The 25,465-nt window shown below is 68.8% G+C and carries 24 protein-coding genes and 1 tRNA gene; 12 read left to right on the forward strand and 13 right to left on the reverse strand.

What is annotated here, in order from left to right:
* The first annotated feature begins 343 nt into the window (after positions 1–343).
* The 3 genes from ACLJRM_RS10240 (at position 344) to ACLJRM_RS10250 (ending at position 3,909) form a co-directional block, all read left to right on the forward strand.
* A complete protein-coding gene (locus tag ACLJRM_RS10240; protein WP_005154552.1) occupies positions 344–847 on the forward strand; it encodes a DUF3145 domain-containing protein in 504 nt (167 codons plus the stop codon).
* A 41-nt stretch (positions 848–888) separates the two neighbouring features.
* Positions 889–1,482: a hypothetical protein gene (locus ACLJRM_RS10245; RefSeq protein WP_101609563.1), complete on the forward strand. Its 594-nt coding sequence runs from the start codon at positions 889–891 to the stop codon at positions 1,480–1,482.
* 66 nt (positions 1,483–1,548) lie between these two features.
* Positions 1,549–3,909 (forward strand): HAD-IC family P-type ATPase, encoded by a 2,361-nt coding sequence (locus ACLJRM_RS10250; RefSeq protein WP_410662879.1) that lies wholly within the window; start codon positions 1,549–1,551, stop codon positions 3,907–3,909.
* Positions 3,910–4,001: 92 nt separating this feature from the next.
* Here the strand turns inward: ACLJRM_RS10250 and ACLJRM_RS10255 are convergent, their stop codons facing one another.
* The 5 genes from ACLJRM_RS10255 to ACLJRM_RS10275 all read right to left on the reverse strand — a co-directional run bounded on the left by ACLJRM_RS10255 (position 4,002) and on the right by ACLJRM_RS10275 (position 8,909).
* Positions 4,002–5,252: a beta-ketoacyl-[acyl-carrier-protein] synthase family protein gene (locus ACLJRM_RS10255; protein ID WP_101609562.1), complete on the reverse strand. Its 1,251-nt coding sequence runs from the start codon at positions 5,250–5,252 to the stop codon at positions 4,002–4,004.
* A gap of 40 nt (positions 5,253–5,292) precedes the next feature.
* Complete coding sequence (locus tag ACLJRM_RS10260; protein WP_004559006.1) at positions 5,293–5,538, reverse strand: acyl carrier protein; 246 nt, start codon at positions 5,536–5,538, stop codon at positions 5,293–5,295.
* 68 nt (positions 5,539–5,606) lie between these two features.
* Positions 5,607–6,590, reverse strand: a complete 984-nt coding sequence (locus tag ACLJRM_RS10265) for a beta-ketoacyl-ACP synthase III (RefSeq protein WP_101609561.1) — start codon at positions 6,588–6,590, stop codon at positions 5,607–5,609.
* Positions 6,587–7,513, reverse strand: a complete 927-nt coding sequence (locus ACLJRM_RS10270; protein ID WP_255414860.1) for an ACP S-malonyltransferase — start codon at positions 7,511–7,513, stop codon at positions 6,587–6,589. The genes ACLJRM_RS10265 and ACLJRM_RS10270 overlap by 4 nt, the downstream gene beginning before the upstream one ends.
* Positions 7,514–7,694: 181 nt before the next feature.
* Entirely contained in the window at positions 7,695–8,909 is a 1,215-nt protein-coding gene (locus ACLJRM_RS10275; protein WP_101609559.1) for a PucR family transcriptional regulator, read from the reverse strand.
* Between the two features lie 341 nt (positions 8,910–9,250).
* Between ACLJRM_RS10275 and ACLJRM_RS10280 the strand changes: the two genes are divergently transcribed.
* Together ACLJRM_RS10280 and ACLJRM_RS10285 are read left to right on the forward strand one after the other, a co-directional pair.
* On the forward strand, positions 9,251–9,988 hold the full coding sequence (locus ACLJRM_RS10280) for a mechanosensitive ion channel family protein (protein WP_410662880.1): 738 nt from the start codon (positions 9,251–9,253) through the stop codon (positions 9,986–9,988).
* A gap of 237 nt (positions 9,989–10,225) precedes the next feature.
* Positions 10,226–10,870 (forward strand): nicotinamide riboside transporter PnuC, encoded by a 645-nt coding sequence (locus tag ACLJRM_RS10285; protein WP_410663174.1) that lies wholly within the window; start codon positions 10,226–10,228, stop codon positions 10,868–10,870.
* Here ACLJRM_RS10285 and ACLJRM_RS10290 read toward each other — a convergent pair.
* Positions 10,842–12,053 (reverse strand): alpha-hydroxy acid oxidase, encoded by a 1,212-nt coding sequence (locus tag ACLJRM_RS10290; RefSeq protein ID WP_101609556.1) that lies wholly within the window; start codon positions 12,051–12,053, stop codon positions 10,842–10,844. The genes ACLJRM_RS10285 and ACLJRM_RS10290 overlap by 29 nt on opposite strands.
* Before the next feature lie 125 nt (positions 12,054–12,178).
* Positions 12,179–14,974, reverse strand: a complete 2,796-nt coding sequence (gene aceE, locus ACLJRM_RS10295) for a pyruvate dehydrogenase (acetyl-transferring), homodimeric type (RefSeq protein ID WP_101609555.1) — start codon at positions 14,972–14,974, stop codon at positions 12,179–12,181.
* 401 nt (positions 14,975–15,375) lie between these two features.
* On the opposite strand from aceE, the gene ACLJRM_RS10300 reads away from it, so the two are divergent.
* The 3 genes from ACLJRM_RS10300 (at position 15,376) to ACLJRM_RS10310 (ending at position 16,460) form a co-directional block, all read left to right on the forward strand.
* Entirely contained in the window at positions 15,376–15,807 is a 432-nt protein-coding gene (locus ACLJRM_RS10300) for a DUF3052 domain-containing protein (protein WP_034311133.1), read from the forward strand.
* A gap of 77 nt (positions 15,808–15,884) precedes the next feature.
* Positions 15,885–16,346, forward strand: a complete 462-nt coding sequence (locus tag ACLJRM_RS10305; RefSeq protein ID WP_101609554.1) for a peroxiredoxin — start codon at positions 15,885–15,887, stop codon at positions 16,344–16,346.
* Between the two features lie 39 nt (positions 16,347–16,385).
* Positions 16,386–16,460, forward strand: a tRNA-Val gene (locus tag ACLJRM_RS10310).
* Positions 16,461–16,666: 206 nt separating this feature from the next.
* Here ACLJRM_RS10310 and ACLJRM_RS10315 read toward each other — a convergent pair.
* Complete coding sequence (locus ACLJRM_RS10315) at positions 16,667–18,118, reverse strand: amidase (RefSeq protein ID WP_410662881.1); 1,452 nt, start codon at positions 18,116–18,118, stop codon at positions 16,667–16,669.
* A 113-nt stretch (positions 18,119–18,231) separates the two neighbouring features.
* On the opposite strand from ACLJRM_RS10315, the gene ACLJRM_RS10320 reads away from it, so the two are divergent.
* The gene (locus ACLJRM_RS10320; RefSeq protein WP_410662882.1) at positions 18,232–19,212 is read left to right on the forward strand and encodes a GNAT family N-acetyltransferase; all 981 of its coding nucleotides are present in this window, start codon (positions 18,232–18,234) and stop codon (positions 19,210–19,212) included.
* Between the two features lie 231 nt (positions 19,213–19,443).
* Here the strand turns inward: ACLJRM_RS10320 and ACLJRM_RS10325 are convergent, their stop codons facing one another.
* Positions 19,444–19,947, reverse strand: a complete 504-nt coding sequence (locus tag ACLJRM_RS10325) for a carboxymuconolactone decarboxylase family protein (protein ID WP_410662883.1) — start codon at positions 19,945–19,947, stop codon at positions 19,444–19,446.
* A gap of 14 nt (positions 19,948–19,961) precedes the next feature.
* On the opposite strand from ACLJRM_RS10325, the gene ACLJRM_RS10330 reads away from it, so the two are divergent.
* On the forward strand, positions 19,962–20,480 hold the full coding sequence (locus ACLJRM_RS10330; protein WP_410662884.1) for a MarR family winged helix-turn-helix transcriptional regulator: 519 nt from the start codon (positions 19,962–19,964) through the stop codon (positions 20,478–20,480).
* Here ACLJRM_RS10330 and ACLJRM_RS10335 read toward each other — a convergent pair.
* From ACLJRM_RS10335 to ACLJRM_RS10345, 3 genes are read right to left on the reverse strand one after another with little or no spacing between them, the layout of a single operon-like run.
* Positions 20,477–20,896, reverse strand: a complete 420-nt coding sequence (locus ACLJRM_RS10335) for a cupin domain-containing protein (RefSeq protein ID WP_410605548.1) — start codon at positions 20,894–20,896, stop codon at positions 20,477–20,479. The two genes, ACLJRM_RS10330 and ACLJRM_RS10335, sit on opposite strands and share 4 nt — an antisense overlap.
* A 42-nt stretch (positions 20,897–20,938) precedes the next feature.
* Positions 20,939–22,435 carry an AMP-binding protein gene (locus tag ACLJRM_RS10340; RefSeq protein WP_410662885.1) on the reverse strand — a complete coding sequence of 499 codons (1,497 nt, stop codon included), beginning with the start codon at positions 22,433–22,435 and terminating at the stop codon, positions 20,939–20,941.
* Positions 22,432–23,058: a TetR/AcrR family transcriptional regulator gene (locus tag ACLJRM_RS10345; protein ID WP_410662886.1), complete on the reverse strand. Its 627-nt coding sequence runs from the start codon at positions 23,056–23,058 to the stop codon at positions 22,432–22,434. The genes ACLJRM_RS10340 and ACLJRM_RS10345 overlap by 4 nt, the downstream gene beginning before the upstream one ends.
* Positions 23,059–23,121: 63 nt before the next feature.
* On the opposite strand from ACLJRM_RS10345, the gene ACLJRM_RS10350 reads away from it, so the two are divergent.
* The gene (locus tag ACLJRM_RS10350) at positions 23,122–23,613 is read left to right on the forward strand and encodes a DUF1453 domain-containing protein (RefSeq protein WP_410662887.1); all 492 of its coding nucleotides are present in this window, start codon (positions 23,122–23,124) and stop codon (positions 23,611–23,613) included.
* Here ACLJRM_RS10350 and ACLJRM_RS10355 read toward each other — a convergent pair.
* A complete protein-coding gene (locus ACLJRM_RS10355; RefSeq protein ID WP_410662888.1) occupies positions 23,610–24,788 on the reverse strand; it encodes an aminotransferase class V-fold PLP-dependent enzyme in 1,179 nt (392 codons plus the stop codon). The two genes, ACLJRM_RS10350 and ACLJRM_RS10355, sit on opposite strands and share 4 nt — an antisense overlap.
* Before the next feature lie 46 nt (positions 24,789–24,834).
* Between ACLJRM_RS10355 and ACLJRM_RS10360 the strand changes: the two genes are divergently transcribed.
* Positions 24,835–25,464, forward strand: coding sequence for a GntR family transcriptional regulator (locus ACLJRM_RS10360; protein WP_101609544.1), 630 nt, complete (start codon positions 24,835–24,837; stop codon positions 25,462–25,464).
* The last annotated feature ends 1 nt before the right edge of the window (position 25,465 follow it).

Here is a 25,465-nt window from a genome sequence, read left to right on the forward strand (position 1 = left end):
CTGTCACCAGGAGAAACGCCATGGCCGTATCTCGCCCCTGGCGTCGACGCGCCGCGCTCGTCGCCGCCCAGGGTTGACCCGCGAGCCGTGAGTGGCGATCCGAAACGGAATGTTCAGTGCGTGATCGTTCGTTGGCTGATGTCCCGAATGCGGCATCGGGAGCCCTTCGCTCGTGAGTCCCACGTCCCAATCAGGTGCGACTTGTGGTGTTCATGTGGCCAAACAGCACAGTTGGGGTGCACAATGTGCTCACGCGTACCGGGAGGCGGCACGAGCCACCTGACCAGCGCAGCTCGCGAGGTCGTAGGGGAAGACGCCCCTCGTCGAGTAGCGGAGGTCAGCAGTGAGCACCCGTGGCAACACCCGTGGCGTGGTGTACGTCCACTCGTCGCCGTCTGCGGTCTGTCCGCACGTCGAGTGGGCTATTTCGGGCACCCTGGGTGCCCGAGTCGAGTTGAAGTGGACGGCGCAGCCCGCCAGTCCAGGACAGCTCCGCGCCGAATGTGGTTGGCGTGCGCCTTCGGGCACCGGCGGAAAGCTGGCGTCCGCGCTCAAGGCGTGGCCGATGATCCGGTTCGAAGTCACCGAAGAGCCCAGTGCGGGGGTCGACGGCGAGAGGTTCTGTTTCGCTCCGGGCCTCGGCCTGTGGCACGGCAGGACCAGTGCCAACGGCGACATCGTCGTGGGCGAAGACCAGCTGCGCGCGCTCGTGAGCAAGGTGCGTGCCGGCGAATCCTTGGCACACAAGCTCGACGAGCTCCTCGCCGCCAATTGGGACGAAGCGCTCGAACCGTACCGGCACGCCGGTGACGGTGCTCCGGTCACCTGGCTGCACCAGGTCGGGTAGACGGAGTGAAGCGGAAAGAGGCGGGCGGCTAACCTTTCAGGGTGACCGCCCAGCCTCGCCCTCTCTCTCGCCAGCGGTGGCTGATCCCCGTCCTCGTGGTGGTGATCTCCCTGACCGTCGGCGTCGGGCTGCTGGCACGCGATCTCTACCTCCGCCCGGAGGCCGAACCCACCGCGCCGGTCGTCAGCGAATCGCCGACGTCGGTCGCCCCCGGCGAGCAGCCCGGCTCGGGCGCCGTCGAGGTGACTCCCGACGTCTTCGCGCATCCGCACTACCAGAGCGTGCGGCAGGTACTGCAGGGGTATTTCGACTCCATCAACCTTCGCGACTATCCGAAGTGGACTTCGGTGGTCAGCAGGGACCGGGCCAAGACCAAGACCGCCGTGGAGTGGAAGAAGGACTATCAGTCCACTCGGGACGGCAGCATCCTCGTCTACCGCATCGAGCCGGGCGCGCCGACCACGCTCCGGGTACTCGTCTCCTTCACCAGCACGCAGGACGTCGAGGACGCGCCGGTGTACCTGCCGGAGGGGTGCATCCGCTGGCGGCTGGTGCTGCCGCTGCGGCTGGAGAACGGATCCTGGCGGGTCGACACCACCGACGGCGGCACCAACCCCGAACACGAAAGATGCTGAAGTAGGGGACGACATGGTCCCCCAGGCTGACGCGTGCGCGAGCCGGGGCGGAATAGAGTCGCGGGCATGGCAATTGATCAGCCGGCCCTGCTGACCGACGCCTCGAGGGGGCTCTCCAGCGAAGAGGTCGCCCGGCGGGTGGCCGCGGGCCAGACCAACGTGGTCTCGACGAAGACCAGCCGGACCACCGGCGAGATCATCCGCGCGAACGTCTTCACCCGGATCAACGCGATCTACGGTGTGCTGTTCGTGCTCATCCTGTCGACCGGGTACTTCATCGACGGGCTGTTCGGCGGACTGATCATCGTCAACAGCGCGGTCGGCATCATCCAGGAACTCCGGGCGAAACGGACCCTGGAACGGCTCGCCATCGTGGGACAGGCGAAGCCGACCGTCCGCCGTGACGGGCAGAGCGCCGAGATCGCCCCGGAAGACGTCGTCCTCGGTGACCTCGTCGAACTGGGGCCGGGCGACAAGATCGTCGTCGACGGCCCGGCACTGACGGCCGAAGCGCTGGAAGTCGACGAGTCGCTGCTGACCGGGGAATCCGATCCGGTGGTCAAGCAGCCGGGCGACAAGGTGCTTTCGGGCAGCTTCGTCGTCGCGGGCAGCGGCACCTACCGCGCGGACATCATCGGCAACGAGTCCTACGCCGCGAAACTGGCCGCGGAGGCCAGCAAGTTCACCCTGGTGAAGTCGGAACTGCGGCAGGGCATCGACAAGATCCTCAAGTTCATCACCTACCTGCTCGTCCCGGCGGGCGCGCTGACCATCTACAACCAGCTCGCGGGCGACCAGGCGTGGCCGGACGCGCTGCGCGGCATGGTCGCGGCGCTCGTGCCGATGGTGCCCGAAGGCCTGGTGCTGATGACCAGTGTCGCGCTGGCGGTCGGCGTCATCCGGCTCGGCAAGCGCCAGTGCCTGGTGCAGGAACTCCCGGCGATCGAAGGACTCGCCCGCGTCGACGTGGTGTGCGCGGACAAGACCGGCACGCTCACCGAGAACGCGATGCGGCTCTCCGAGGTCCGCGAGATCACGCCGGGCCACCCGGTGGACGACGCGCTGGCCGCGCTCGCCGCCGCCGACCCGCGCCCGAACGCGAGCCTGCAGGCGATCGCGGAGGCGCACCGGACCGATCCGGGCTGGCGGATCTCCACGACCATGCCGTTCTCCTCGGCGCGCAAGTGGAGCGGTGCGTCGTTCGACGGCGACGGCGACTGGGTGCTCGGCGCCGCCGACGTCCTGCTGCCCGAGGGAGAGCACCGTGCGGAGGCCGAGAAGATCGGCTCGCGCGGTCTGCGCGTCCTGCTGCTGGGCCGTGCCGAGCGGGCCGTCGATGCCGCCGAAGGCCCCGGTGACATCGAACCGGTGGCGCTCGTGGTGCTGGAGCAGAAGGTCCGCCCGGACGCCAAGGACACCCTGGACTTCTTCGCGCACCAGGACGTCGCGGTCAAGGTCATCTCCGGCGACAACGCCATCTCGGTGGGCGCGGTCGCGGGCACCCTCGACCTGCCCGGCGCGGACAAGCCCGTCGACGCGCGGAAACTGCCCGACGACGCCGAGAAGCTGGCCGACACCGTGGAGGAACGCGCCGTCTTCGGCCGCGTGACGCCGCTGCAGAAACGCGCGATGGTCGGCGCGCTGCAGTCGAAGGGCCACACCGTCGCGATGACCGGCGACGGCGTGAACGACGTCCTCGCGCTGAAGGACGCGGACATCGGCGTCGCCATGGGCGCCGGCAGCCCGGCCACCCGCGCGGTCGCGCAGATCGTGCTGCTGGACGACAAGTTCGCCACCCTGCCGTACGTCGTCGCCGAAGGGCGGCGGGTGATCGGCAACATCGAGCGCGTCTCGAACCTGTTCCTCACCAAGACGGTCTACTCGGTGCTGCTGGCGCTGATGGTCGGCATCGCGCAGGTGCCGTTCCCGTTCCTGCCGCGGCACATCACGATCACCGCGTGGTTCACGATCGGCCTCCCCGCCTTCGTGCTCTCGCTGGCGCCGAACAACGAGCGCGCCCGCAGCGGCTTCGTCGGCAGGGTGATGCGGATGGCCGTCCCGGCCGGGCTGGTCATCGCCACGGCGACGTTCGTGAGTTACCTGCTGGTGTACAAGGGATCCGGACAGTCCGAACTGGACAAGATCCAGGCGGGGACGACCGCGCTGATCACGCTCATCACGATCGCGCTGTGGGTGCTCGGGATCGTCGCGCGGCCGTACCGGTGGTGGAAGATCCTGCTGATCGGCGGGATGGTCGTGCTGACGCTCGCGTTGTTCCTGATCCCGTTCACGCAGAAGTTCTTCGCGCTGGACCCGAGCGTGAGCGCGTACACGGTCTCGGCGTTCGCCTGCGCCGGGGTGGGGATCGTGCTGGTGGAGGCCGCCTGGTGGATCGGCCGTCACCTGGTGAAGCGCTCGGAAGCCTGACCGCCTGCGGTTTCCGTTCCCGCGCGTGCAATGAAAGGCCCGTTACTTGCAAAATTTGCAAGTAACGGGCCTTTCATTGCACTTGACCGGCGTCAGGCAGCCGGGGTGAACAGCAGTGCCGTGTTGTGCCCGCCGAAACCGAACGAGTTGCTGATCGCCGCGCCCAGCTCGATCTTGCGCGCCTCACCGGAGACGACGTCGAGCTGCACCTTCGGATCCAGGTCCTCGAGGTTCAGCGTCGCCGGGATGAGGCCGTGGTAGATCGCCAGGATCGTGGCGATGCCCTCGACCGCGCCGGCCCCGCCGACCAGGTGGCCGAGCGCGCCCTTGGGCGCGGTCACCACGACGTGCTCGCCGACGGCGTTGCGGATCGCCGCGGCCTCGCCGACGTCGCCGACGACCGTGGAGGTCGCGTGCGCGTTGACGTGGCCGACGTCGGCAGGGGAGACCCCGGCCATCGTCATCGCCTGCCGCATGGCGGCGATCTGGCCGAGGCCCTCCGGGTGGTTGCCCGTGATGTGATAGGCGTCCGAAGTGATCCCGTACCCGCTCAGCTGCGCGTAGATCCGCGCGTTGCGGGCCTTGGCGCGGTCCGCCCGCTCCAGGATCACGACACCGGAGCCCTCGCCGAGGACGAAACCGTCACGGTTCACGTCGAACGGCCGGGACGCCTTCGTCGGGTCGTCGTTGCGGGTGGACACCGTCCGCGCCTGGGCGAAACCGGCGAGGGTGATCGGGTGGATGCACGATTCGGCACCACCGGCGACCACGACATCGGCGCGGCCCGAGCGGATCATCTCGTAGCCGGCGGCGATGCCTTCCGCGCCCGACGCGCAGGCCGACGCGGGCGAGTGCACGCCGGCGCGGGCCTTCAGGTCGATCCCGACGTGTGCGGCGGGGCCGTTCGGCATCAGCATCGGCACGGTCAGCGGGGAGACCTTGCGGAGTCCCTGCTTGTGCAGAAGGTCGTTCTGGGAGATCAGGGTGACCGGACCGCCGACACCGGTACCGATGGTCACCCCGAGGCGCTCGGGTTCCACATCCTGATGCTCATCGGTCGGCTGTTCGAAGCCCGCGTCGGCCCAGGCCTGACGGGCGGCGATGATCGCCACCTGCTCGCAGCGGTCCAGCCGCCGGGCCTGGACCCGCGGCAGGACTTCGGACGGGTCGACGGCGAGCATGGCGCCGATCTTCACCGGCAGCTCGAGTTCGTCGACCCAGTCGGCTTCGATGCGGCGGATCCCGCTCGCCCCGGCGAGCAGGCCGTCCCACGTGGACGCGACGTCCCCGCCGAGCGGCGTGGTCGCGCCCATCCCGGTGATCACGACGTCGATGTTGCTCATTGGAGTCTCCCCAAGGTCGGCGCCAATCAAGAACTCGGACTTACTTGGAGTTGGCCGACACGTAGTTCACCGCGTCGCCAACGGTCTTCAGGTTCGCGAGCTCGTCGTCCGGGATCTTGACGCCGAACTTGTCCTCGGCCTGAACAGCGATCTCCACCATGGACAGCGAGTCGATGTCGAGGTCGTCCACGAAGGACTTCTCGGCGGTCACGTCGTCCTGCGCCACACCGGCGACCTCTTCGACGATCTCGGCGAGGCCGGCGAGGATCTCTGCGTTGTCTGCCACTGGTTGTTCCCTTCTCGGTGATGCTTTCGGCTGCCCCGCGGACACGGTGTCCGCAGGGGAAGTATTCATCACGGGCAGATGAAGGCCTGGCCCGCGTAGGAGAGTCCGGCCCCGAAGCCGACGGCGAGTACGACGTCGCCCTGCTTCGCGGTGCCCGCCTTGCGCATGTGGTCCAGCGCGAGGGGGATGGACGCGGACGAGGTGTTGCCCGAGTACTTGATGTCGTCGGCCACGACCATGTCCTCGCGGGCGCCCTTGGCCCGCAGCTTCTTGGCGATGGCTTCGACGATGCGCAGGTTGGCCTGGTGCGGGATCAGGACGTCCACATCGGACGGTTCGAGCCCGGACAGTTCCAGCGCGTGCAAGGCGATCGGCGCGATCTGCGTGGTCGCCCACCGGAAGACCGACTGGCCTTCCTGGTAGATCCACTTGTCGTCGCGCATGTAGATGAGGTCGACGTGCTCACCGGCGCTGCCCCAGGCGACCGGGCCGATCTGCGCCGTGTCGGCCGCGCCGACCACCGCGGCGCCCGCGCCGTCGGCGAAGATGATCGCGTTCGCGCGGTCGACCGGGTCGACGTGGTCGGTGAGCTTCTCGGCTCCGATGACGAGCGCCTTCTTCGCGCTGCCGGCCCGGATGAGGTCCGACGCGACACCGAGGCCGTAGCAGAAGCCGGCGCAGGCGGCGTTGAGGTCGAACGCGGCGGGGTGCGTGATGCCGATCCGGTCGGCCACCTGGGCGGCGGCGTTCGGGATCTGGGTGGGCATCGTGCAGTTCGGCAGGATGACCGTGTCCACTTCGGACGGATCCACCCCCGCGTCGGCGAGCGCGGCGGTGCCCGCCTTGACCGCCATGTCGACCAGCGACTCGTCCTTCTCGGCGAACCGGCGCTCGACGATGCCGACCCGCTCACGGATCCACTGGTCGTTGGTGTCCATGATCTTCGAGAGATCGTCGTTGGTCACGATCTTCTCGGGCTGGAAGCTCCCGACACCGAGGATGCGGGTCCCGGCGGCGCCCTGCGCCTGCCGCAAGGTGGATCGGTCGGTCACGAAGCGTCCTCCTGCCCCTGAAGCTTCGCCAGCTCGGCCGGCGTCTTCAGCGCGATGGTGGTGGTCACGGTTCCCTTGAGCTGTCGCTTGACCAGTCCGGTCAGCGTGCCCGCCGGCGGCAGTTCGAGCGTCGAGGTGACGCCCGCGGAGACCAGACCGTCCATGGTCAGGTCCCAGCGCACCGGGCTCGTGACCTGCTTGACCAGCCGGTCGAGGTATTCGGCCCCGCTGGTGACGACCTGGCCGTCGGCGTTCGACAGCAGCGGACGCGTCGGGTCCGCCGGGGTGATCTTCGCAGCGTGGGCGGCCAGCGCTTCACGCGCGGGTGCCATGTAGGACGTGTGGAACGCGCCCGCGACCTTGAGCGCGCGGACCTTGGTGCCCTCCAGCGGCTCGGCCACGATCTTCTCGATCGCGCCGACGGCGCCGGAAGCGACGATCTGGCCGGCACCGTTGCGGTTCGCCGCGGCGAGACCCTGGCCTTCGAGCCACGCGACGACCTGCTCCGGGTCGCCGAGCATGACCGCGGCCATGCTCGTGGGCTCCAGCGCGCACGCCTTCGCCATCTCCGAGCCGCGGACGGCGGCCAGCGCGACCGCGTCCTCGGCGCTCAGCACCCCGGCGATGGCGGCCGCGGCCAGCTCACCGACGGAGTGTCCGGCGACCGGCGCGTCCGCCGCGATCGGGGCCTCGCGCTGCACGTATTCGAACGCCAGCAGCGACAGCGCCACGATCAGCGGCTGCGTGATCGCGGTGTCCTGGATCTCTTCGGCGTCCGCTTCGGTGCCGAGGCGGACGAGATCGAGACCGGCCCGCTCGGACCAGGCTTCGACGCGCGCGCGGGCGCCGTCGAGCTCGAGCCAAGGGGAGAGCATGCCTGGGGCTTGGGAACCCTGACCGGGGGCGAGGACTGCTGCTGTCACCCCACTAGAAAACACTCTCGGCCACCATGGTCGTGATGCCGACGCTCACCAAGTCCGGCCGACGTAATTGTCGGAACCCTCCAAAAGTGCCTTCCTGATCTCTGCGCTTAACCCAAAAGCCTTGTCGGGTTCAACCAGCTTTCCCTATGAGGTCCATCACTGCGCAGAGTTACCAACGGGTTTACCAGAGGCCGCGGGCGCGGGCCAGCCGTCCGACCGTCAGTGCCACCTTCAGTACCCACGCGTCGCGTGATTCGGCGGCGTGGCGGCCGGTGAGTTCGGCCGCCTTCCGCAGCCGGTACCGGACGGTGTTCGGATGCACGAACAGCGTCCGCGCACAGGTCTCCAGGACGCCGCCGCTGTCGAGGTAGGTCTCCACCGTCCGCAGCAGTGCCGGGCCCGCCTCCTCCAGCGGCCGGGCGATCTGCTCGACGAGCAGGCGTTCCGCCTCCGGGTCGCCGGACAACGCGCGTTCCGGCAGCAGGTCGATCGATCTCGCGGGCCGCGGCGCGCCGGGCCAGCCGACGACGGCGCGCAGGCCGGACAGTGCTTCCGTCGCGCTGTGGTGCGCCTCGGCGAGGGTGGGCACCGTCGGCCCGGCGACGACCGGGCCCTCGGCGAAGGCGACGGACAGCTTGGTGAGGATCTCGCGGTCCTTGACGCTGCCGTCGGTGGGGCCCGCGACGACCACGACCAGGCGGGAGCCCTGCACCGAGAGCAGGACGGGACGCCCGACCCTGGCGGCCCGGCTGCGCACCTCGAACACCACGGCGGGCGGATCGTCCGACGTCGGGGTGCCGACCAGCGCGGTGGCGGGCGCGGCCGGATCCCAGCCGAGCGCGGCGGCGCGGGAGAGCACAGCCTCCTCGGCGTCGCCGCGGACGATGCCGTCGACGACCAGCGCTTCCAGCCGCGCGTCCCAGGCGCCGCGCGCCTCGGCGGCGGCCGCGTAGGAGTTGGCGGCGGCGAACGCGATCTCCCTGCCGTAACGCAGGATCCCCTCGATCAGCGCGGCGCGTTCCGCCTCGTTCGCGGCGAACTCCGGCAGCTGCTCCTCGAACACCTCGATCGCCAGCCGCACCATGCCGACGGCCTGCCGCAGGCTCACCCAGCGGGACAGTTCGGCGGGCGCGTCGCGAAACGCCTCGGTGGTGAGCGAGAGCGCCTCCTTCGCGTCGCGGAGCCAGTCGACGAAACCGGCGGCACCCGCCTGGGTGATCAGCAGGACGCTCGCGCGCTGGTCGGCGGGGAGGCGGGCGAACCAGCTCAGCCGCTCCTCCATCACCGCCACGCTCGCGCTCGCGAGCCGGCCGGAGGCGTGCTCGAGCCGCCGGAGGGTCTTGGCGGACAGCCCGTGGTGCTTGGGGACATGCCGTCCGGAAGTCGCATCAGCCATGGTCAGCCGATCCTAGTCCGCCCGGCCGAGGTGGCCCTCGTCCTGCGGTACTACCGGCTTCGCGTCCGAAGTGGACAGACGTCGCGTGATACGCGGCGATGAATGGTGAAAGGTGTTTGCATAAAACTCGAGGCCGCCCGGCGCTTGCGTTTTACGCCGCGCCGAGCGGCCTCGTCTCCCCGGTCCCCACCGGTAGAACAAGTATGCGACTTGTGGATCTTTTCCCGCTAGTTCACTCACTCGATCGTGGGGTGCCGAGTTGCCGGTCAGGTGCCCGTGATCAACGATCCCTCGCAAGCCGCGCCGGGTTCGGCACGGATGCGCCGAGGAGGGAGTTCGCCGTGGGCGAGCAGCTGAAAGACGGTCTGGGGCAAGCATGGAACCTTGTCGCCACCTTCGTGCCGAAACTGGTCGGATTCCTGATCATCCTGCTCATCGGCTGGTTGATCGCCAAGGCCGTGTCAAAGGCATTGGGACTGGTTCTGTCGAAGATCGGTTTCGGCAAGCTCATCGAGAAGACCGGACTCACCGGAACGCTCAAACAAGCGAATGTCGACGCGGGCGGGATCCTCGTCAAACTCGTGTACTACTTCATTCTCCTGATCGCGCTGCAACTCGCGTTCGGCGTATTCGGTGAGAGCAATCCGGTCAGCGCGCTGCTCAACGAGATCATCGCGTTCCTGCCGCGCATCCTGGTGGCCCTGGTGCTGGTGATCGTCGCGGCCGCCATCGCGAAGGTCGTCCGCGACCTGGTGACCGGCGCGCTGTCCACGCGGCCCGCGGGGCGGCTGCTCGGCACGGTCGCCTACTGGCTGATCATGGCGTTCGGCATCATCGCCGCGCTCGGCCAGGTGAACATCGCGACCGCGGTCACCGGACCGATCCTGGTCGCCGTGCTGGCCACCATCGGCGGGGTGATCGTCGTCGGCTTCGGCGGTGGCCTGATCAAGCCGGCGCAGGACCGCTGGCAGGGCTGGCTGGCCAACCTTCAAGGCCAGCTGGAGGCCGGAAACGGCAAGCAAGAGGTCCGTTCGGAGCCGCCGACTTCGCCCGTCGGGATCGGTCGCGTAGATTCCTGATCATCCCGGGGGCCCGGTGATCGAGGAAGGCACCGGGCCCGCGTGGAGCTGAAGGGGCCCTTCGCCGCATAACACGCGGCGAAGGGCCCTTTCGTCGCATCTCACGCGGGCAAAGTCCCCTTCGGCTACTCCACCTCAGCGGCTCTCGAGCCCGTCCCCTGTTCCGCACCTCACACTCTCTAGGGAATGGTGTCGCGGCGGAGCATGTTGGAGCGGGAGACGGAGAGGGGCGAGGACGTGGACTTCCTGCTGCACAACGGTGTCACGGTGCTCGGACAGTGGATCTCCTTCGCCGAACTGGCGGGGCAGATCTTCGCGCTGGCCGTGGTCTTCCTGGCACAACGCCGCACGTTGTGGACCTGGCCGGTCCAGGTCGGCGCCACCGTGCTGTTGTTCTCGGTCTATCTCTCCGCGCACCTCGGCGGGCTCGCCACCAGGCAGGTCGCGATCCTCGCCATCTCGATCTACGGCTGGTGGGCCTGGTCCCGCCGCAGCGACCCGGTCTACGGCGTCGTCGTCCGCAAGGGCCGCCTCGGCGAGCGCCTGGCGATGCTCGGCGCGTTCGCGATCGGCACCACCGCGATGGCGCTGGTCCTGGACGCGCTGAACGCCTCGTGGGCGCCCTGGCCGGACGCCGCGATCTTCGTCGGCACGCTGGTCGCCTTCGCCGCGCAGGGCACCGGTCTCGTCGAGTTCTGGCTGGTGTGGCTGGTCGTCGACGCGATCGGCGTGCCGCTGCAGCTCTCGTCGGGCCTCTACTTCTCCGCCGCGGTCTACATCGTGTTCGCCGGACTGGTCGTCCACGGCTGGTGGAGCTGGAACCGGACGGCGAAGCAGGTCCGCACCGGGGTTGTCAGCGCATCGTCGCGTGTGAAGGCTTGAGGTCGGCGAGGGTGCGGACGCCCAGCAACTGCATGGTCCTGACCATCTCGTCGCGCAGGATGTCCACGCACCGCTGAACGCCGCGTTCGCCCCCGGCCATCAGGCCGTACAGGAACGCGCGCCCGATGAGCACCGCGTCGGCTCCGCGAGCGATCGCGGCCACGATGTCGCCGCCGGAGAGGATGCCGGTGTCGACCCACACCTCGGCGTCGCCCTGGATCTCGTCGAGCACCGCGGGCAGCAGTTCGATCGGCGTCGGCGCGCGGTCCAGCTGGCGTCCGCCGTGGTTGGACAGCAGCACCGCGTCGGCGCCGTGCTTGACCACGTCACGTGCGTCGTCGACGTTCTGGATCCCCTTGATCACGAGCTTGCCGGGCCAGGTTTGGCGAACCCGGTCGAGGTCGTCGAAGTTCAAGGTCGGGTCGAAGAGCTTGTTGAGCAGTTCGGCGACAGTGCCGTCGAAGTGGCTCAACGACGCGAAGGTCAGCGGCTCGGTGGTCAGCAGGTTGAACCACCACGCCGGATGCATCGCGCCGTCGACGAACGTCTTGAGAGTGAGCGCGGGCGGGATGGTCAGCCCGTTGCGGACGTCGCGCAGCCGCGCGCCGGCGACCGGGGTGTCCACCGTCAGCATGAGCGTGTCGAACCCGGCGGCCCAGGCGCGATTCATCAGATCTTCGCCCGCCTTGTGGTCGCGCCAGACGTAGAGCTGGAACCACTTGCGGGCCTCCGGCGCGGCCGCCGCGAGGTCTTCGATCGACGTCGTCGCCATCGTCGACAGCCCCATCGGGATCCCGTTGCGCTGCGCGACCCGGCCCACCGCGGACTCGCCCTCGTGGTTCATCATCCGCGTGAACCCGGTCGGCGCGAACGCGAACGGCAATGCCGAACGCTTGCCGAGGATCTCCTTGCTCGTGTCCACATCGGACACTCCGCGCAGGACGTTCGGGTGGAATTCCACGCTGCGGAAGGCTTGCCGGGCGCGGCGGAGGCTGTCTTCCAGTTCCGCGGCGCCGTCGGTGTAGTCGAACGCCGCCCTGGGCGTCCGCTTGCGGGCGAGCATCCGCAGGTCGGCGATCGTGTGCGCGCCCGCCAGCCGCCGCTCGGTCGGATTGAGCACGATCGGCTTCGGCCGCAGGATCTGCTTCAGCTCACTCGGCTTCGGCAGTCGACGCTTCGTCACACTCGCTCACCTTCTCGATTCGCCCCGGAAACATCCGATGTCTCACCCTAGCTCGTCCGGTCCCGAACGCAATGAAAGGCCCGTTACTTGCAAAATTTGCAAGTAACGGGCCTTTCATAGCATCGCTACGCGCTACCGGAGTCCGACAACTGCGGTCCCGCGGCGGTGACGTCGTCGAGGCGGTACTTGCGCGCCGCCTCGGCCACCTTCGCCCGGTCGACCTCGCCGCGCTTGGCGAGCGCGCTCAGCGTGCCGACCACGATCGACTGCGCGTCGACCAGGAACTTCCGCCGGGCGGCGGGGCGGGTGTCGGAGAACCCGAACCCGTCGGTGCCCAGCGTCAGCATGTCGTTCGGCACCCACGGGCGGATCAGGTCCGGGACGGCGCGCATCCAGTCCGAAACCGCGACGACCGGTCCGCTCGTGCCGGACAGCTTCTGCGTGATGTACGGCACACGCGGGGTGTCGCCCGCGTGGAGCAGGTTGTCGTGGTCGACCTCGACGGCTTCGCGCCGCAGCTCGGTCCACGACGTCGCCGACCACACGGCCGCGCGTACGCCCCACTCCTCGGCCAGCATCTGCTGCGCCCGCAACGCGTCCGGCATGGTGACACCGGACACCAGGATCTGCGCCTCCGGACCGTCGCCCGACGGGGCGTCGGCGTAGCGGTACAGACCCTTGAGCAGGCCGTCGACGTCGAGGTTCTCCGGCTCGGCGGGCTGCTGGTAGGGCTCGTTGTAGATCGTCATGTAGTAGAAGATGTTCTCGCCGTTGCCGTCCGGCCCGGTCTCGCCGTACATCCGGCGCAGCCCGTCCCGCACGATGTGGGCGATCTCGAACGACCACGCCGCGTCGTAGGCCACGACGGCCGGGTTGGTCGCCGCGAGGAGCAGCGAGTGCCCGTCCGCGTGCTGCAGGCCCTCACCGGTCAGCGTGGTGCGGCCGGCGGTGGCGCCGAGCACGAACCCGCGGGCCATCTGGTCCGCCGCCGCGTAGAGGCCGTCACCGGTCCGCTGGAACCCGAACATCGAGTAGAAGATGTAGATCGGGATCATCGGCTCGCCGTGCGTGGCGTACGAGGTGCCGACGGCGGTGAACGACGCGGTGGAGCCCGCCTCGTTGATGCCCTCGTGCAGGATGACGCCCTTTTCGGACTCCTTGTAGGCCAGCATCAGGCTCGCGTCGACCGACGTGTACGTCTGGCCGTGCGGGTTGTAGATCTTGGCCGTCGGGAACATCGAGTCGAGACCGAAGGTGCGCGCCTCGTCCGGGATGATCGGGACGATCCGCTTGCCGATCTCGGAGTCCTTCGCCAGCTCGCGGACGAGCCGGACGAACGCCATCGTGGTGGCGACCTCCTGCTTGCCCGAGCCCTTGCGGATGCCTTCGTAGACCTTGTCGCCGGGCAGCACGAGCGCCTTGGAGGCCTTCGGGCGGCGCTCCGGCAGGAAGCCGCCGAGCGCCTTGCGGCGGCCGATCATGTACTCGATCTCCGCCGAGTCCTTGCCGGGGTGGTAGTACGGCGGCAGCTTCGGGTTCCGCTCGAGCTCCTCGTCGCTGATCGGGATGCGCTGGGCGTCCCGGAACAGCTTGAGGTCGTCGAGGGTGAGCTTCTTCATCTGGTGCGTGGCGTTGCGGCCCTCGAAGGACGGCCCGAGGCCGTATCCCTTGATGGTGTGGGCCAGGATCACCGTCGGCTGGCCGTGGTGCTCCAGCGACGACTTGTAGGCCGCGTAGACCTTGCGGTAGTCGTGGCCGCCGCGCTTGAGGTTCCAGACGTCGGCGTCGGTGAGGTCCTTGACCAGTTCCTTGGTCCGCGGGTCGCGGCCGAAGAAGTGCTCGCGGACGAAGGCGCCGTCGTTGGCCTTGTAGGTCTGGAAGTCGCCGTCCGGCGTGGTGTTCATGAGGTTGACCAGCGCGCCGTCGCGGTCCGCGTGCAGCAGCGAGTCCCACTCGCGGCCCCAGATGACCTTGATGACGTTCCAGCCGGCGCCGCGGAAGTACGACTCCAGCTCCTGGATGATCTTGCCGTTGCCGCGCACCGGGCCGTCGAGCCGCTGCAGGTTGCAGTTGATCACGAAGGTCAGGTTGTCGAGGCCCTCGCCCGCGGCCACGTGGATGAGGCCGCGCGATTCCGGCTCGTCCATCTCGCCGTCGCCGAGGAACGCCCAGACGTGCTGGTCGCCGGTGTCCTTGATGCCGCGATCACGCAGGTAGCGGTTGAACCGGGCCTGGTAGATCGCGTTCATCGGGCCGAGGCCCATGGACACGGTCGGGTTCTCCCAGAACTCCGGCATCAGCCGCGGGTGCGGGTACGACGGCAGGCCGCCGCCCTCGCCCGCGTGCGAGAACTCCTGGCGGAACCCGTCCAGCTGGTTCTCGGTCAGCCTGCCCTCGAGGAACGCGCGGGCGTAGATGCCGGGGGAGGCGTGACCCTGGATGAAGATCTGGTCGCCACCGCTGGAGTGGTCCTTGCCGCGGAAGAAGTGGTTGAAGCCCACTTCGTACAGCGCCGCGGACGAGCCGTAGGTCGAGATGTGACCGCCGACACCGACGCCGGGCCGCTGCGCGCGGTGCACCATGATCGCGGCGTTCCACCGGATGTAGGCGCGGTAGCGGCGCTCGATCTCCTCGTCACCGGGGAACCAGGGTTCGTTCTCGGTGGGGATGGTGTTGACGTAGTCCGTCGACGTCAGCGCCGGAACGCCGACGTGGCGTTCCCTGGCCCGCTCGAGGATGCGCAGCATCAGGTAACGGGCGCGCTGCTGACCACCCCTGGCCAGCGCCTCGTCGAAGGAGTCCAGCCATTCGGCAGTCTCCTCCGGGTCGATGTCGGGCAGGTGCGCCGCCAGTCCGTCACGGATGACGCGGACGCGTGCCGGGGTCTCCTTGCCGGAGGCGCCGTCGTTCTGCGGGGCCAAGGGGTCTCCTTGCGAAAGGTGGTAGCTGGTTCTGCTCGTACGCGGACGTGTCGCCTTCCATCGTCGTCCTCCGGTTCCGTTCGCGTCACCGCTACTGATCGGTAACGTTCGCGTACCCGATCGCGACACGTCTCGCGCGCGCCTGTACTCGCGCGCGCGTTTTCTCTCCCACCCTAAAGCAGGGTGTCCGGCGGTGCCCAAGTGCGCCTGAATTGACCACCCACGAGTGGGCCGAATGTCCGTACGCTGCGACACGAGTTGTTCAAGATCCGGTGTGGACGGTTGCGCGCAGCGCCTCACCAGTGTTCGCTAACGGGCATCGTGTACCCGAGTGTGGTGCCCGCCCGGTCGATCCGGCCGAGGCGACACCACGCTCCGTCGTAGTTGGAGGAGTGACAGCAGTGGTCGCCGCGGGAGACGCTGATCAGAGCAGCGTCGCCGAAAGGCTTGGGATCAAGCCGGACATGGTGGTCCAAGAGATCGGCTGGGACGAGGACGTCGACGACGACCTCCGAGCGGCGATCGAGGAGCAGATCGGCGGCGACATCCTCGACGAGGACGCCGACGAGGTCATCGACGTTGTGCTGCTGTGGTGGCGCGAAGACGACGGTGATCTCGGAGACACGCTGATCGAGGTCCGGACCCCCTTGAACGAGAACGGTGTGATCTGGGTGCTGACCCCGAAGACGGGACAGCCAGGGCACGTCGAGCCGAGCGAGATCGCCGAAGCGGTGCCGCAGGTCGGGTTGGCGCAGACCGCCAACATCAGTGCGGGCCCGAAGTGGGCAGGCACCCGGCTGGTATCGCCGAAGTCGTCCAAGACCAAGCGGTGACCTCCGGAGCCGCGCGATCGACACGATAGGGTTGTCGTCGCAGGCCCCTGTTCGCTCTTTGAGAGGAAACCGCCGGTATGGCCGTCGAGGTCGGATCGCAAGCCCCGGACTTCACGCTCAACGACTACAACAAGCAGGCCGTGAAGCTGTCGTCCTTCCAGGGTGACAAGCCGGTCCTGCTGGTGTTCTACCCGTTCGCGTTCAGCGGTATCTGCACCGGCGAGCTGTGCCAGCTCCGCGACGAGTTCGCGGACTACGACGGCGAAGGTGTCCAGGTCATCGGTGTGTCCGTGGACACCCCGTTCTCGCTCAAGGCGTGGGCCGAGCAGGAGGGCTACCAGTTCCCGCTGCTCTCGGACTTCTGGCCGCACGGTGAGGTCGCGAAGGCCTACGGCGTCTTCAACGAGGCGGCCGGCCTGGCCACCCGCGGCACCTTCCTGATCGACAAGGACGGCGTCGTGCGGTTCGCCGAGGTCAACCAGCCCGGCGAGGCGCGCGACCAGCAGGCGTGGAAGAAGGCCGTGGCCGCACTGGCCTGAGTCTTCACCGGTGGCACCCGTGCGCGGGTGTCACCTTCCGGGCGCATAGCTCAGCGGGAGAGCACTCGGTTTACACCCGAGCGGTCGTAGGTTCGATCCCTACTGCGCCCACCAGGCCACGCTTATCGAAGCCCGATCGGTGAATCTTTCGCCGGTCGGGTTTCTTCGTTTGCGCAGGCCAAGCCGCTTCTGACGTCGTCAAGCGCGTCGCCCGGCTGTCGTGACCGGTCCGGTCACGCGAGACCGTGTGGATTTCTGGTCGTCCAACGCACCAAAATCCACACAGTCGGGGCCTCCGAGATCATCGGAGGCCCCTTTCGCTACCTCGGTACTTGGAAGCCGCCGATCTCCCGCTCCAGGAGTTCGGCCAGCCGCAGCGGGGTGCGGTCCTCGAACATCGGCCCGATGAGCTGCACCCCCACCGGCAATCCCTCGGGGGACCGGCCCGCCGGGATGGCGGTGGCGGGAAGGCCGGGCATAGTGGCCAGACCGGCCAGGACGAGCTGGTCGAAGTACGGGTACTCGACGCCGTCGATGTCGATCCGGCGTGCCAGCGGATCCGGATTGTGATCGTGCGGAAACGCGGGAGTGGGCGTGATCGGGCACACCACGGCGTCGAACTCGGTGAAGAACTGCCGCCAGCCGTGACGGTGGAGCTCGCGGCGGGTGTTCGCCTCCATCCAGTCGCGGTGGGTGAACACCATGGCGCGCAGCCGCGTCGCGTCGAGGCTCTGGTCGTCCGCGCTCAGTTCGGCGGCGCGGGCCTGCAGTTGCTCGTACCCGTCGACTGGGAACCGTGCGACGGAGCTCGAGAACATCAACTGCGTGTAGAGCGTCGCGGCTTCGGTCAGATCGGGCAGCAGCGGGGTGTGCCGTTCGACGCGGGCACCGCCGTCGGCGAGCGCGTCGGCCACCCGGTTCACGCCCGCCCGTACCGCGGACCCGGTCGGGATGAACGGATGCTCCTCGATGACCAGGACCCGGAAGTCGCGGAGCCGCTCGTGGCGCGCGGGTGGCAGCGTCACGTGGTGTGCTTTGCCGAGCGTCAGCGGGTCCGGTCCGGTCATGACGTCGAGCAGGAGCGTGAGGTCGCGGGCGGAGCGCGCCATCGGCCCGACGACGGCGAGGTCGAGTTCGACCGGCAGGGGCGGTGACGGCGGCGCGACCATGCCGCGGGTCGCCGCCAGCCCGAGGGTCGGCTTGTGCGCGTAGACGCCGCAGAAATGCGCGGGGGTGCGCAGCGAACCGGCGAGGTCGGAGCCGAGGGACAGCGCGCCGAAGCCGGACGCCAGGGCCGCCGCCGATCCGCCGGAGGATCCGCCCGGCGTGCGCTCGTGATCCCACGGATTGTTGGTGGTGCCGTAGATCTCGTTGAAGCTCTGGATGTCCTGCAGCCCCAAGGGCACGTTGGTCTTGCCCAGCACCACCGCGCCCGCGGCCTTGAGCCGCGACACCTGGACCGCGTCCTCGGCGGGCACGTAGTCCCGGTGCGGCGGCATGCCCCAGGTCGTGGGCAGCCCGGCCATGTCGTAGCACTCTTTGACCGTCACCGGGATGCCGAGCAACGGGCGGTCTTCGCCGCGGGCGCGCGCCTCGTCGGCATCGCGCGCGGCGGCCCGCGCGCGGTCGAAGTCCGGTACGCAGATGGCGTTGATCGCCTTGTCGTCGCGCTCGATACGGGTGATCGCGTCGTCGGTCAGTTCCGCCGAAGTCACGTCACCGGCACGCAAAGCGGCCGCGAGTTCTTCGGCCGTTCGAAAGTTCCACTCCATGTAAATCGACCGTACGGGCCCCTTGAGCAGGTCATAAAATACTGTTTCGCGCAAACGGCCACGCCCATCGAAAACCCGGAGACACCCCGACCGCGCGGGGATACCGTCGCCGCATGCGCGACACCCTGACGTGGCGGCCGCTCACCCGCGAGGACGCTAAAGCGTCGGCCGACCTCCTCAACGCCATGGAGACCGTGGACGGCATCGGCGAGAACTACACCGAGGAAGACACCCTCCAGGAGTTGATCGACCCGTACGCGGATCTGGATCGGGCGAGTCTCGCCGCGTTCGACGGCGACATGATGGCGGGCTACATGAAGATCCGCTTCAAGCCGTCCGCGGAAGAGGTCCATCGGGTCTTCCTCGACGGCGGAGTGCATCCCGGGTATCGCCGTCAGGGTCTCGGAACCGCGCTCGTCGACGCGGGGGTCGAGGCGGCCGAAGTGGTGCACGCGCTGCATCATCCGGCCTCGAAGCTCGTGGTGGACGTCAACCGGCCCGAGCGGATCGCCGGTCTGGCCGAGCTCCTCCGGAGCCGGGGATTCGCGGCGGTGCGCTACTTCCAGCGCATGGAACAGCCGCTCGGCGGCTCGCTCGGCGATGTGGGGATCCCGGACGGGTTCCGGATCGAGCCGTGGTCGGAGCGGAACGACGAGGACTTCCGGGGCGTCCGGAACGAGGCGTACCGGGACTACTGGGGCGCGGTGCCGATGCCCGTGGACCTGTGGAAGAACAAGATCACCAACCAGACCTTCCGGCCCGAGGTGAGCTTCCTGCTCCGGGAGGAGGCGACGGGCGCACCGGTGGGAATGCTGGTGACCATGTTCTGGGAGGCCGACACGGAGGCCACCGGCGTCCGCGACGCGCACTTCATGCTCGTCGGAACACTCCGGGGACACCGGAGGCAGGGCGTCGCCGGAGCGCTGATGAGGCACGCGCTGCGGGCCGCGGCCGAGCAGGGTTACCACCGGGCCAGCTTGAACGTGGACTCGGCGAGCCCGTCCGGCGCGTTCGGGGTCTTCGAGAAGGCGGGCTTCGCGCCGACGATGCGGTACGTGCGGTGGGCGCTCGAAATTCAAGGCGCAGACACGTAAAGGCCCCTTCACTCGACTGAGCCGAGTGAAGGGGTCTTTACGCACCCCCAACCCCTGTGGAACGTCTTGATCTTTCGGCGGTCTGGTCTGCCCCCTCGGCAGGCCAGACCGCCGGTGCGCCGCGCCGCGGGTGGCGAACTTTCGGCTGCACAAGACAAGAGACGGTCGGGTCTGCCCAGATACATCAAGATCGGCGGCCAAAGGAGTGACATCGGTGATCACGGGCCGTGACTAGGCGCGGGTGAGCCGGTTCGCCAGGGTCGACATCGTGTAGGTCCCGATGCCCATGACGACTTCGAGGGCGTTCCGCTCGGTGTAGCCGTGCCCGAGGAAGGTCCGCAGCGTCTCGTCGTCCACGCCGCCGGCGGTTTCGAGCACCGCCAGCGTGAACTGCCGGACGGCTTCCAGACGCGCGTCGGGGACGGGCCCCTCCGTGCGAAGCGCCGCGATGACGTCGTCGTCCGCGTGAAGTCCTTTCAGCTTGCCGGTGTGCATCTCGATGCACACTCCGCAGCCGTTGCGCGTCGCCACGGTCATCACGACCGTCTCCCGCGCGAGCGGTTCGAGCGTGGTCTTCTCGAAACTCGCGCTGAGCTTCAAGAACCCGTCGAGCAGCTCCGGCGACGACGCCAGCCGGGCGACGGCGGTGGGGAGGTGGCCCAGGTGCCGGATGGTCGCCTCCATCGGGCGACGCGAGGCTTCGGGCGCGGTTTCGAGGGTGTGATCGGTGAACAAGGCAGCCCCTTAGGATGGTCAACGTGGTTGACGAAAAGGTAAACCAGGTTGTCGAACATGGCAAGCGAGTTCCCGACGCGCCCGGGTTCGAGCTGCCGCTGCTGCTGTTCGCGGGCTTCCGCTCGATCATCGACCGGCTGCACGCCGAGCTGGCCGAGCAGGGGCATCCCGACGTCCGTCCGGCGTACGGCTTCGCCATGCAGGCGATCGGCCGCGACGGCGCGACGGCGAGCGAGATCGGGCGGCGGCTCGGGGTCAGCAAGCAGGCGGCGGGCAAGACCGTCGACAAGCTGGAGCAGCTCGGTTACGTCGAGCGCGCCGACGATCCGGCCGACGCGCGGCGCAAGGTCGTGCGGCTCACCGGCCGCGGGGTCGACTCACTCGGCCGGAGCGCGGCGATCTTCGAGGACCTGCGCAAGGACTGGGCCGACGCGCTGGGTGTCGACAGGGTCCGCGCGCTCGAAGCCGACCTCCGCACGATGGCGCCGGCGGACGGCTTCCGCCTCGACGTCGCCGGCTGGTTCGGGGCCTAGAACGGGCAGCCCGGGTTCGGCGCGTCCTGCGACAGCGGGCTCCCGTGAGGCAGGACGTAGAGCACCTCCAGCACCACCGGCGTCGTCCCGAGGTTCCGTCCGATGTGGACGGTGTCGCTCGGCTCGGTGAAGACGGCACCCTTCCGGTACAACCCGTCGAGACCGCAGTCTGCCGAGTTGTGCGTCAGCGTGCCCGCCTTGACGTACGCGTAGAGCTTCCCGTCGTGGTAGTGCCAGCCGGTGTACCCGCCGGGCTGGATGACGACTTCGCGCAGCACGTAGTCGGTGTCCCCGACCGTCTTCTGCTTGAAGATCGTCCCGGTCACCCCGGAACCGGGCGTCGCGTCGGCCGTCGCGGGGACGGCGACCAGGAGCGCGAGTGTGGCGAGCAGCGTGGTCACGGACCGCAGGCGCATGAGGAAAACCGTACCGCGATCCACGCTGCCCGAAAGGGCTGTTCAGGTCGCCCGAAGCGTCCGCCGCAGCATTTTGCCGCTCTCCGTCCGCGGCAGCCGCTCCCGGAAGTCGAACCGGCGCGGCGTCTTGAATCCGGCGAGTCCGGCCCGGCAGTGTTCCTCGAGCCGCTTCGCCAGCGCGGGGTCCCCGGCGACACCCTCGACCGGTTGGACGACGGCGACGACCCGTTGCCCCCACTCGGGATCCGGCTCCCCGATCACCGCGACGTCGGCGACGTCGGGATGGCTCAGCAGCCGCGCCTCGATCTCGGCCGGGTAGATGTTCACCCCGCCGGACAGGATGAGATCCGTCCGCCGGTCGCACAGGAAGACCCGGCCCCCGGCGTCGAGATAGCCGACGTCGCCGACGGTGACGAACTCCCCGGAGCGCGCGGCGGCGGTCTTGTCCGGATCATCGTGATAGTCGAATTTCGTGTGCGCGGAACTGAAGTAGAGCGTCCCGGTCTCGCCGTCGGGGAGTTCCCGGCCGTCGTCGTCGAGGACCTTCACCAGCACGCCGTCCAGCGGCTTGCCGACCGTGCCCGGTTCGGCGAGCCATTCGCGAGCGTGCACCGCCGTGATCAGTCCCTCGGACGCGCCGTAGTACTCGTGGACCACCGGCCCGAGCCAGGCGAGCATGCGCTCCTTGACCTCACGCGGGCATGGCGCAGCACCGTGGATCACCGAGATCAGGCTCGAGAGGTCGTGGCGCGCGCGGACGTCCTCGGGCAGCCGCAGCATGCGGTGGAACATCGTCGGCACCAGATGCGTACTCGTGACGCGGTGCTTTTCGATGAGCCGCAACGTTTCCCCGGCGTCGAACCGGTCCATCAGCACGAGCGTGTGCCCGAGATGCAGGCTCGCGGTCGAGAACATGCCCGGCGCCGCGTGATAGAGCGGGCAGGCGACGAGGTGCACACCGTGCCCCGGCAGGACGTCCAGGCGTTCGAGGACGTGCGCGTGGATCGGGTGCAGCGCGGGCGGCCGCCCGGACAGGGCGCGCCGGACGCCTTTGGGGCGCCCCGTCGTGCCGGAGGTGTAAACCATCGTCTGCCCGGCCGTCCGATGCGGCGACGTGGTGGTGGGCGAGTCCGCGCCCCAGGCCGCGTAATCCGCCCAGCCGGGCGTTTCGCCGCGCGAAAACCGGTGCAGGCCCTCCAGTTCCGCGGTGCACGTGGCCGCGACGTCCGCGTCCGCGACGGCCACTTTGGCTCCACTGTTGGCCGCGATGTAGGCGATCTCGCCCGGTGAGGACCGGTGGTTGACCGGGGTGAAGTAGATCCCCGCCTGCAGGGTCGCCAGCAGCAGTTCGTAATAGGCGAGTCCGTTGTGGATGATCGCGACGACGCCGTCGCCTTCGCCGAGACCGAGCGCCCGTAAGGCGTGGGTCAGCTGGTTCGCTCGCGCCGACAGTTCGCCGAAGGTGGTCTCCCGCCCGTCGACGTCGATCACCGCGACGCGGCCGGGATCCCGGGCCGCGACTTCGTAGAACGTGCTCATCCCGCCACCGTGCCATCCGGGCCGGGTCGCCGCAGGCTCTCCAGATGCCGCCGGAGCACCGTCCGCATCATCTCCGGCGAAGTCCGGCCTGCCGACAGGGCGAGGCCGTCCAGCAGCGCGGCCAGCCGTTCGGTCTCGACGGCCAGGTCGAGCCCGTCGAGCAGGCCACCCGCACCGTGCGCGCCGTCGAGGACCCGCCGGACCAGGGCGCGGACCCCTTCATGCGTGCGAGTGGCCTCCTCGGCGAGGTCCGGTCGGTTCTTCGCGGCGGCCGTGAACGCCAGCCAGACGTCGGTTTCGGCCCGGGTCTGGTCGGTGAGCGGGAGCAGTTCGCCGAGCAGCGCTTCGGTGAGTTCCAGCCGTCGTGAGCGTGGCGTCGCGGGGTCGAGTTCCGGGAGGTGCGCGAGCAGTCTCGCGATCACCCGGTCGCCGAGCGCGCGCATGGCGAACACGATCAGCTCGTCGTGCCCCTTGAAGTAGTGCCGCACCGAACCGATCGCCAGCCCGGCCTCGTCGGCCACGCTCCTGAGCGAAGCCTGCGCGAGACCGTCCCGCTGGATCACGCGGAAGACGGCTTCGGCTATCTCCAGGCGACGGGCCTCGGGGTCGACGATCTTGGGCATGTTGCCTTTATAGCACGACCTTGCTATTTTATTTGGCACAGGCATGCTACAAAGGGGGAGTTCATGAGGACCTGGCTACTGGTCGCGTTGGCGATCGCCGTGGTGATCGCGATCGTCGTGCGAAGGCTGCGAGGGGAGCCGCTGGTCGCCCGCGACGTGTTCGGGGCGCCGGTGATCCTGATCGGGATCGGGGTCTACGGCCTGACGAAACTCGACGCCTTCACGTTCACGGACGGTCTCTGGCTCGTGTTGGGCGCCTTGGTCGGCTGCGGCCTCGGCGTGGTGCGCGCCGCCACCACGAAGCTGTTCGAGCGCGATGGCGTGCTTTGGCTGCGCTACACCGGCTGGACGTTCGGGGTCTGGGTGCTGTCGATGGCGGTGAACTTCGGGATCGGTTTCCTGGCCGCGACGTCGGGGGCGCATCCCGACGCCAGGCCGATCACGCTGTCGATCGGCGTCAGCCTGCTGGGGGAGGCGCTGGTGATCGGCATGCGCGCGAAGACGACGGGGCTGCCGTACGCCCCGCCGTCCGAGTCGGTGCTTTCCCGGCGCTAGGCCAGTTTCCCGACTTCGTCCACGAGGAGCGCGATCTCGTCTTCGGTGTTGAAGTAGTGCACCGAAGACCGGACCATCGACGGCAGGCCTCGTGCGACGAAGTCGAACTGGGCGGACGACGCTTCCACGACGCTGACGTTGATCTTCGCCGCCGCCAGGCGCTGTTTCACTTCCGGTGACGGCGTTTTCGCGACGCTGAACGTGACGATTCCGCACTGCCGCGCGCCCTGGTCGTGGACGAGGACGCCGGGGATCTCGCGGAGCGCGTCGCGCAGGGTCGCCGCGAGCGCGGTGACGCGGGCTTCGATGGTGGGCATGCCCCACTCGAGGGCGTAGTCGATCGCCGCGCCGAGTCCGTGCACCGCGGCGTGATCGCGTTCCCAGACCTCGAACATCTTCGCCGTCGAATCGACTTCGTAGCTCTCGGGCGCGGTCCACGCGGCCGAGTGAAGGTCGAGCATCGCGGGCTCCACGCGCTCGCGCAGCCGAGGGTGCGCGTAGAGGAAGCCGGTGCCGCGCGGCCCGCGCAGGTACTTGCGGCCGGTCACGCTGAGCGCGTCGCAGTTCAGGCGCGCGACGTCGAGGTCGATCTGGCCGGCGCTCTGGCACGCGTCCAGCAGGAACGGGATCCCGGCCTCGCGCGCGACCGCGCCGATCTCCTCGGCGGGGTTGACCAGTCCGCCCTGGGTCGGCACGTGGGAGACGGCGATCAGCTTGACGTCGCCGTCGACGCGGCGCTTCAGGTCCTCGACGTCCAGCTGCCCGGACTCGTCGTTCTCGACCACCTCGACGACGGCGCCGGTGCGCTTCGCGAGCTGCAGGTAGGAGATGACGTTGCTCGCGTACTCGGACTTCGCCGTCAGGATCCGGTCTCCCGCGGCGAACGGCAGCGCGTAGAAGACGGCCTGCCAGGACCGGGTCGCGTTGTCGGTCAGGGCGATGTCGTCGGGTTCGGCGCCGACGAGCCGTGCGGCCGAGGCGTAGACGCCGTCCATCCGCTCCAGGGTCGCCGCGGCCTGCTCGTATCCGCCGACCAGGGCTTCTTCGCGCAGGTAGCCGACGACGGTGTCGGTCACTCGTGCGGGCGGCAGCGACGATCCGGCGTTGTTGAGGTGGACCACCTCCGCGCAGCCCGGCGTCTCGGCGCGAGCGCGGTTTACATCGAAGTCCGTCATGCCTAACTGAATACAGTACGGCCGAAGTGCATGCAATACTGCCCGCATGACGAGGAACCTGCTCCGGAGCGACCTCGCGGAGGAGATCACCGCCCGGGTACTCGACGGCCGGCTCGCCGCGGACAGCCGGATCAACGAGGTGCACCTCGCCCGCGAGCTGGGTGTCAGCCGGACACCGCTGCGCGAGGCACTGATCGGGCTGGCCGATCGTGGCCTGCTGGTCTCGGCGCCGGGCCGCGGTTTCCTGGTGCCGCCGTTCGACCCCGAAGAGGCCCGGCGGCTGTACCCGCTCGTCGCGGAACTGGAAGCGCTCGCGTTGCGCTGGAGTTCGCCGCAGGACCTCGCCGGGCTCACCGGCGGCCTCGACCGGATCGCCGACGAGATGACCGCCGAACTCGGCCGCCGGGGTGATCTGTCCGAATTGGACGATCGCTGGCACGCGCTGCTGGTCTCGCGGTGCACGAATCCGCATCTGCTGCGCTTGATCGAACAGACCAAGCCGCTCCTGAAACGCTACGACACCTCGTATTTCGGAGGCACCGAACGCTCGCTGGAGAGCATCGACGAGCACCGCCGGATCGCCGGGGCGATCCGCGTCTCCGACCACGCGACGGCAGCGGAGCTGCTCGTGCGGAACTGGGTGAAGACGTTGGCATATCTGGAGAACATGGGGTGAA

This window comes from Amycolatopsis sp. lyj-84 (assembly GCF_046549075.1).
GTDB lineage: Bacteria > Actinomycetota > Actinomycetes > Mycobacteriales > Pseudonocardiaceae > Amycolatopsis.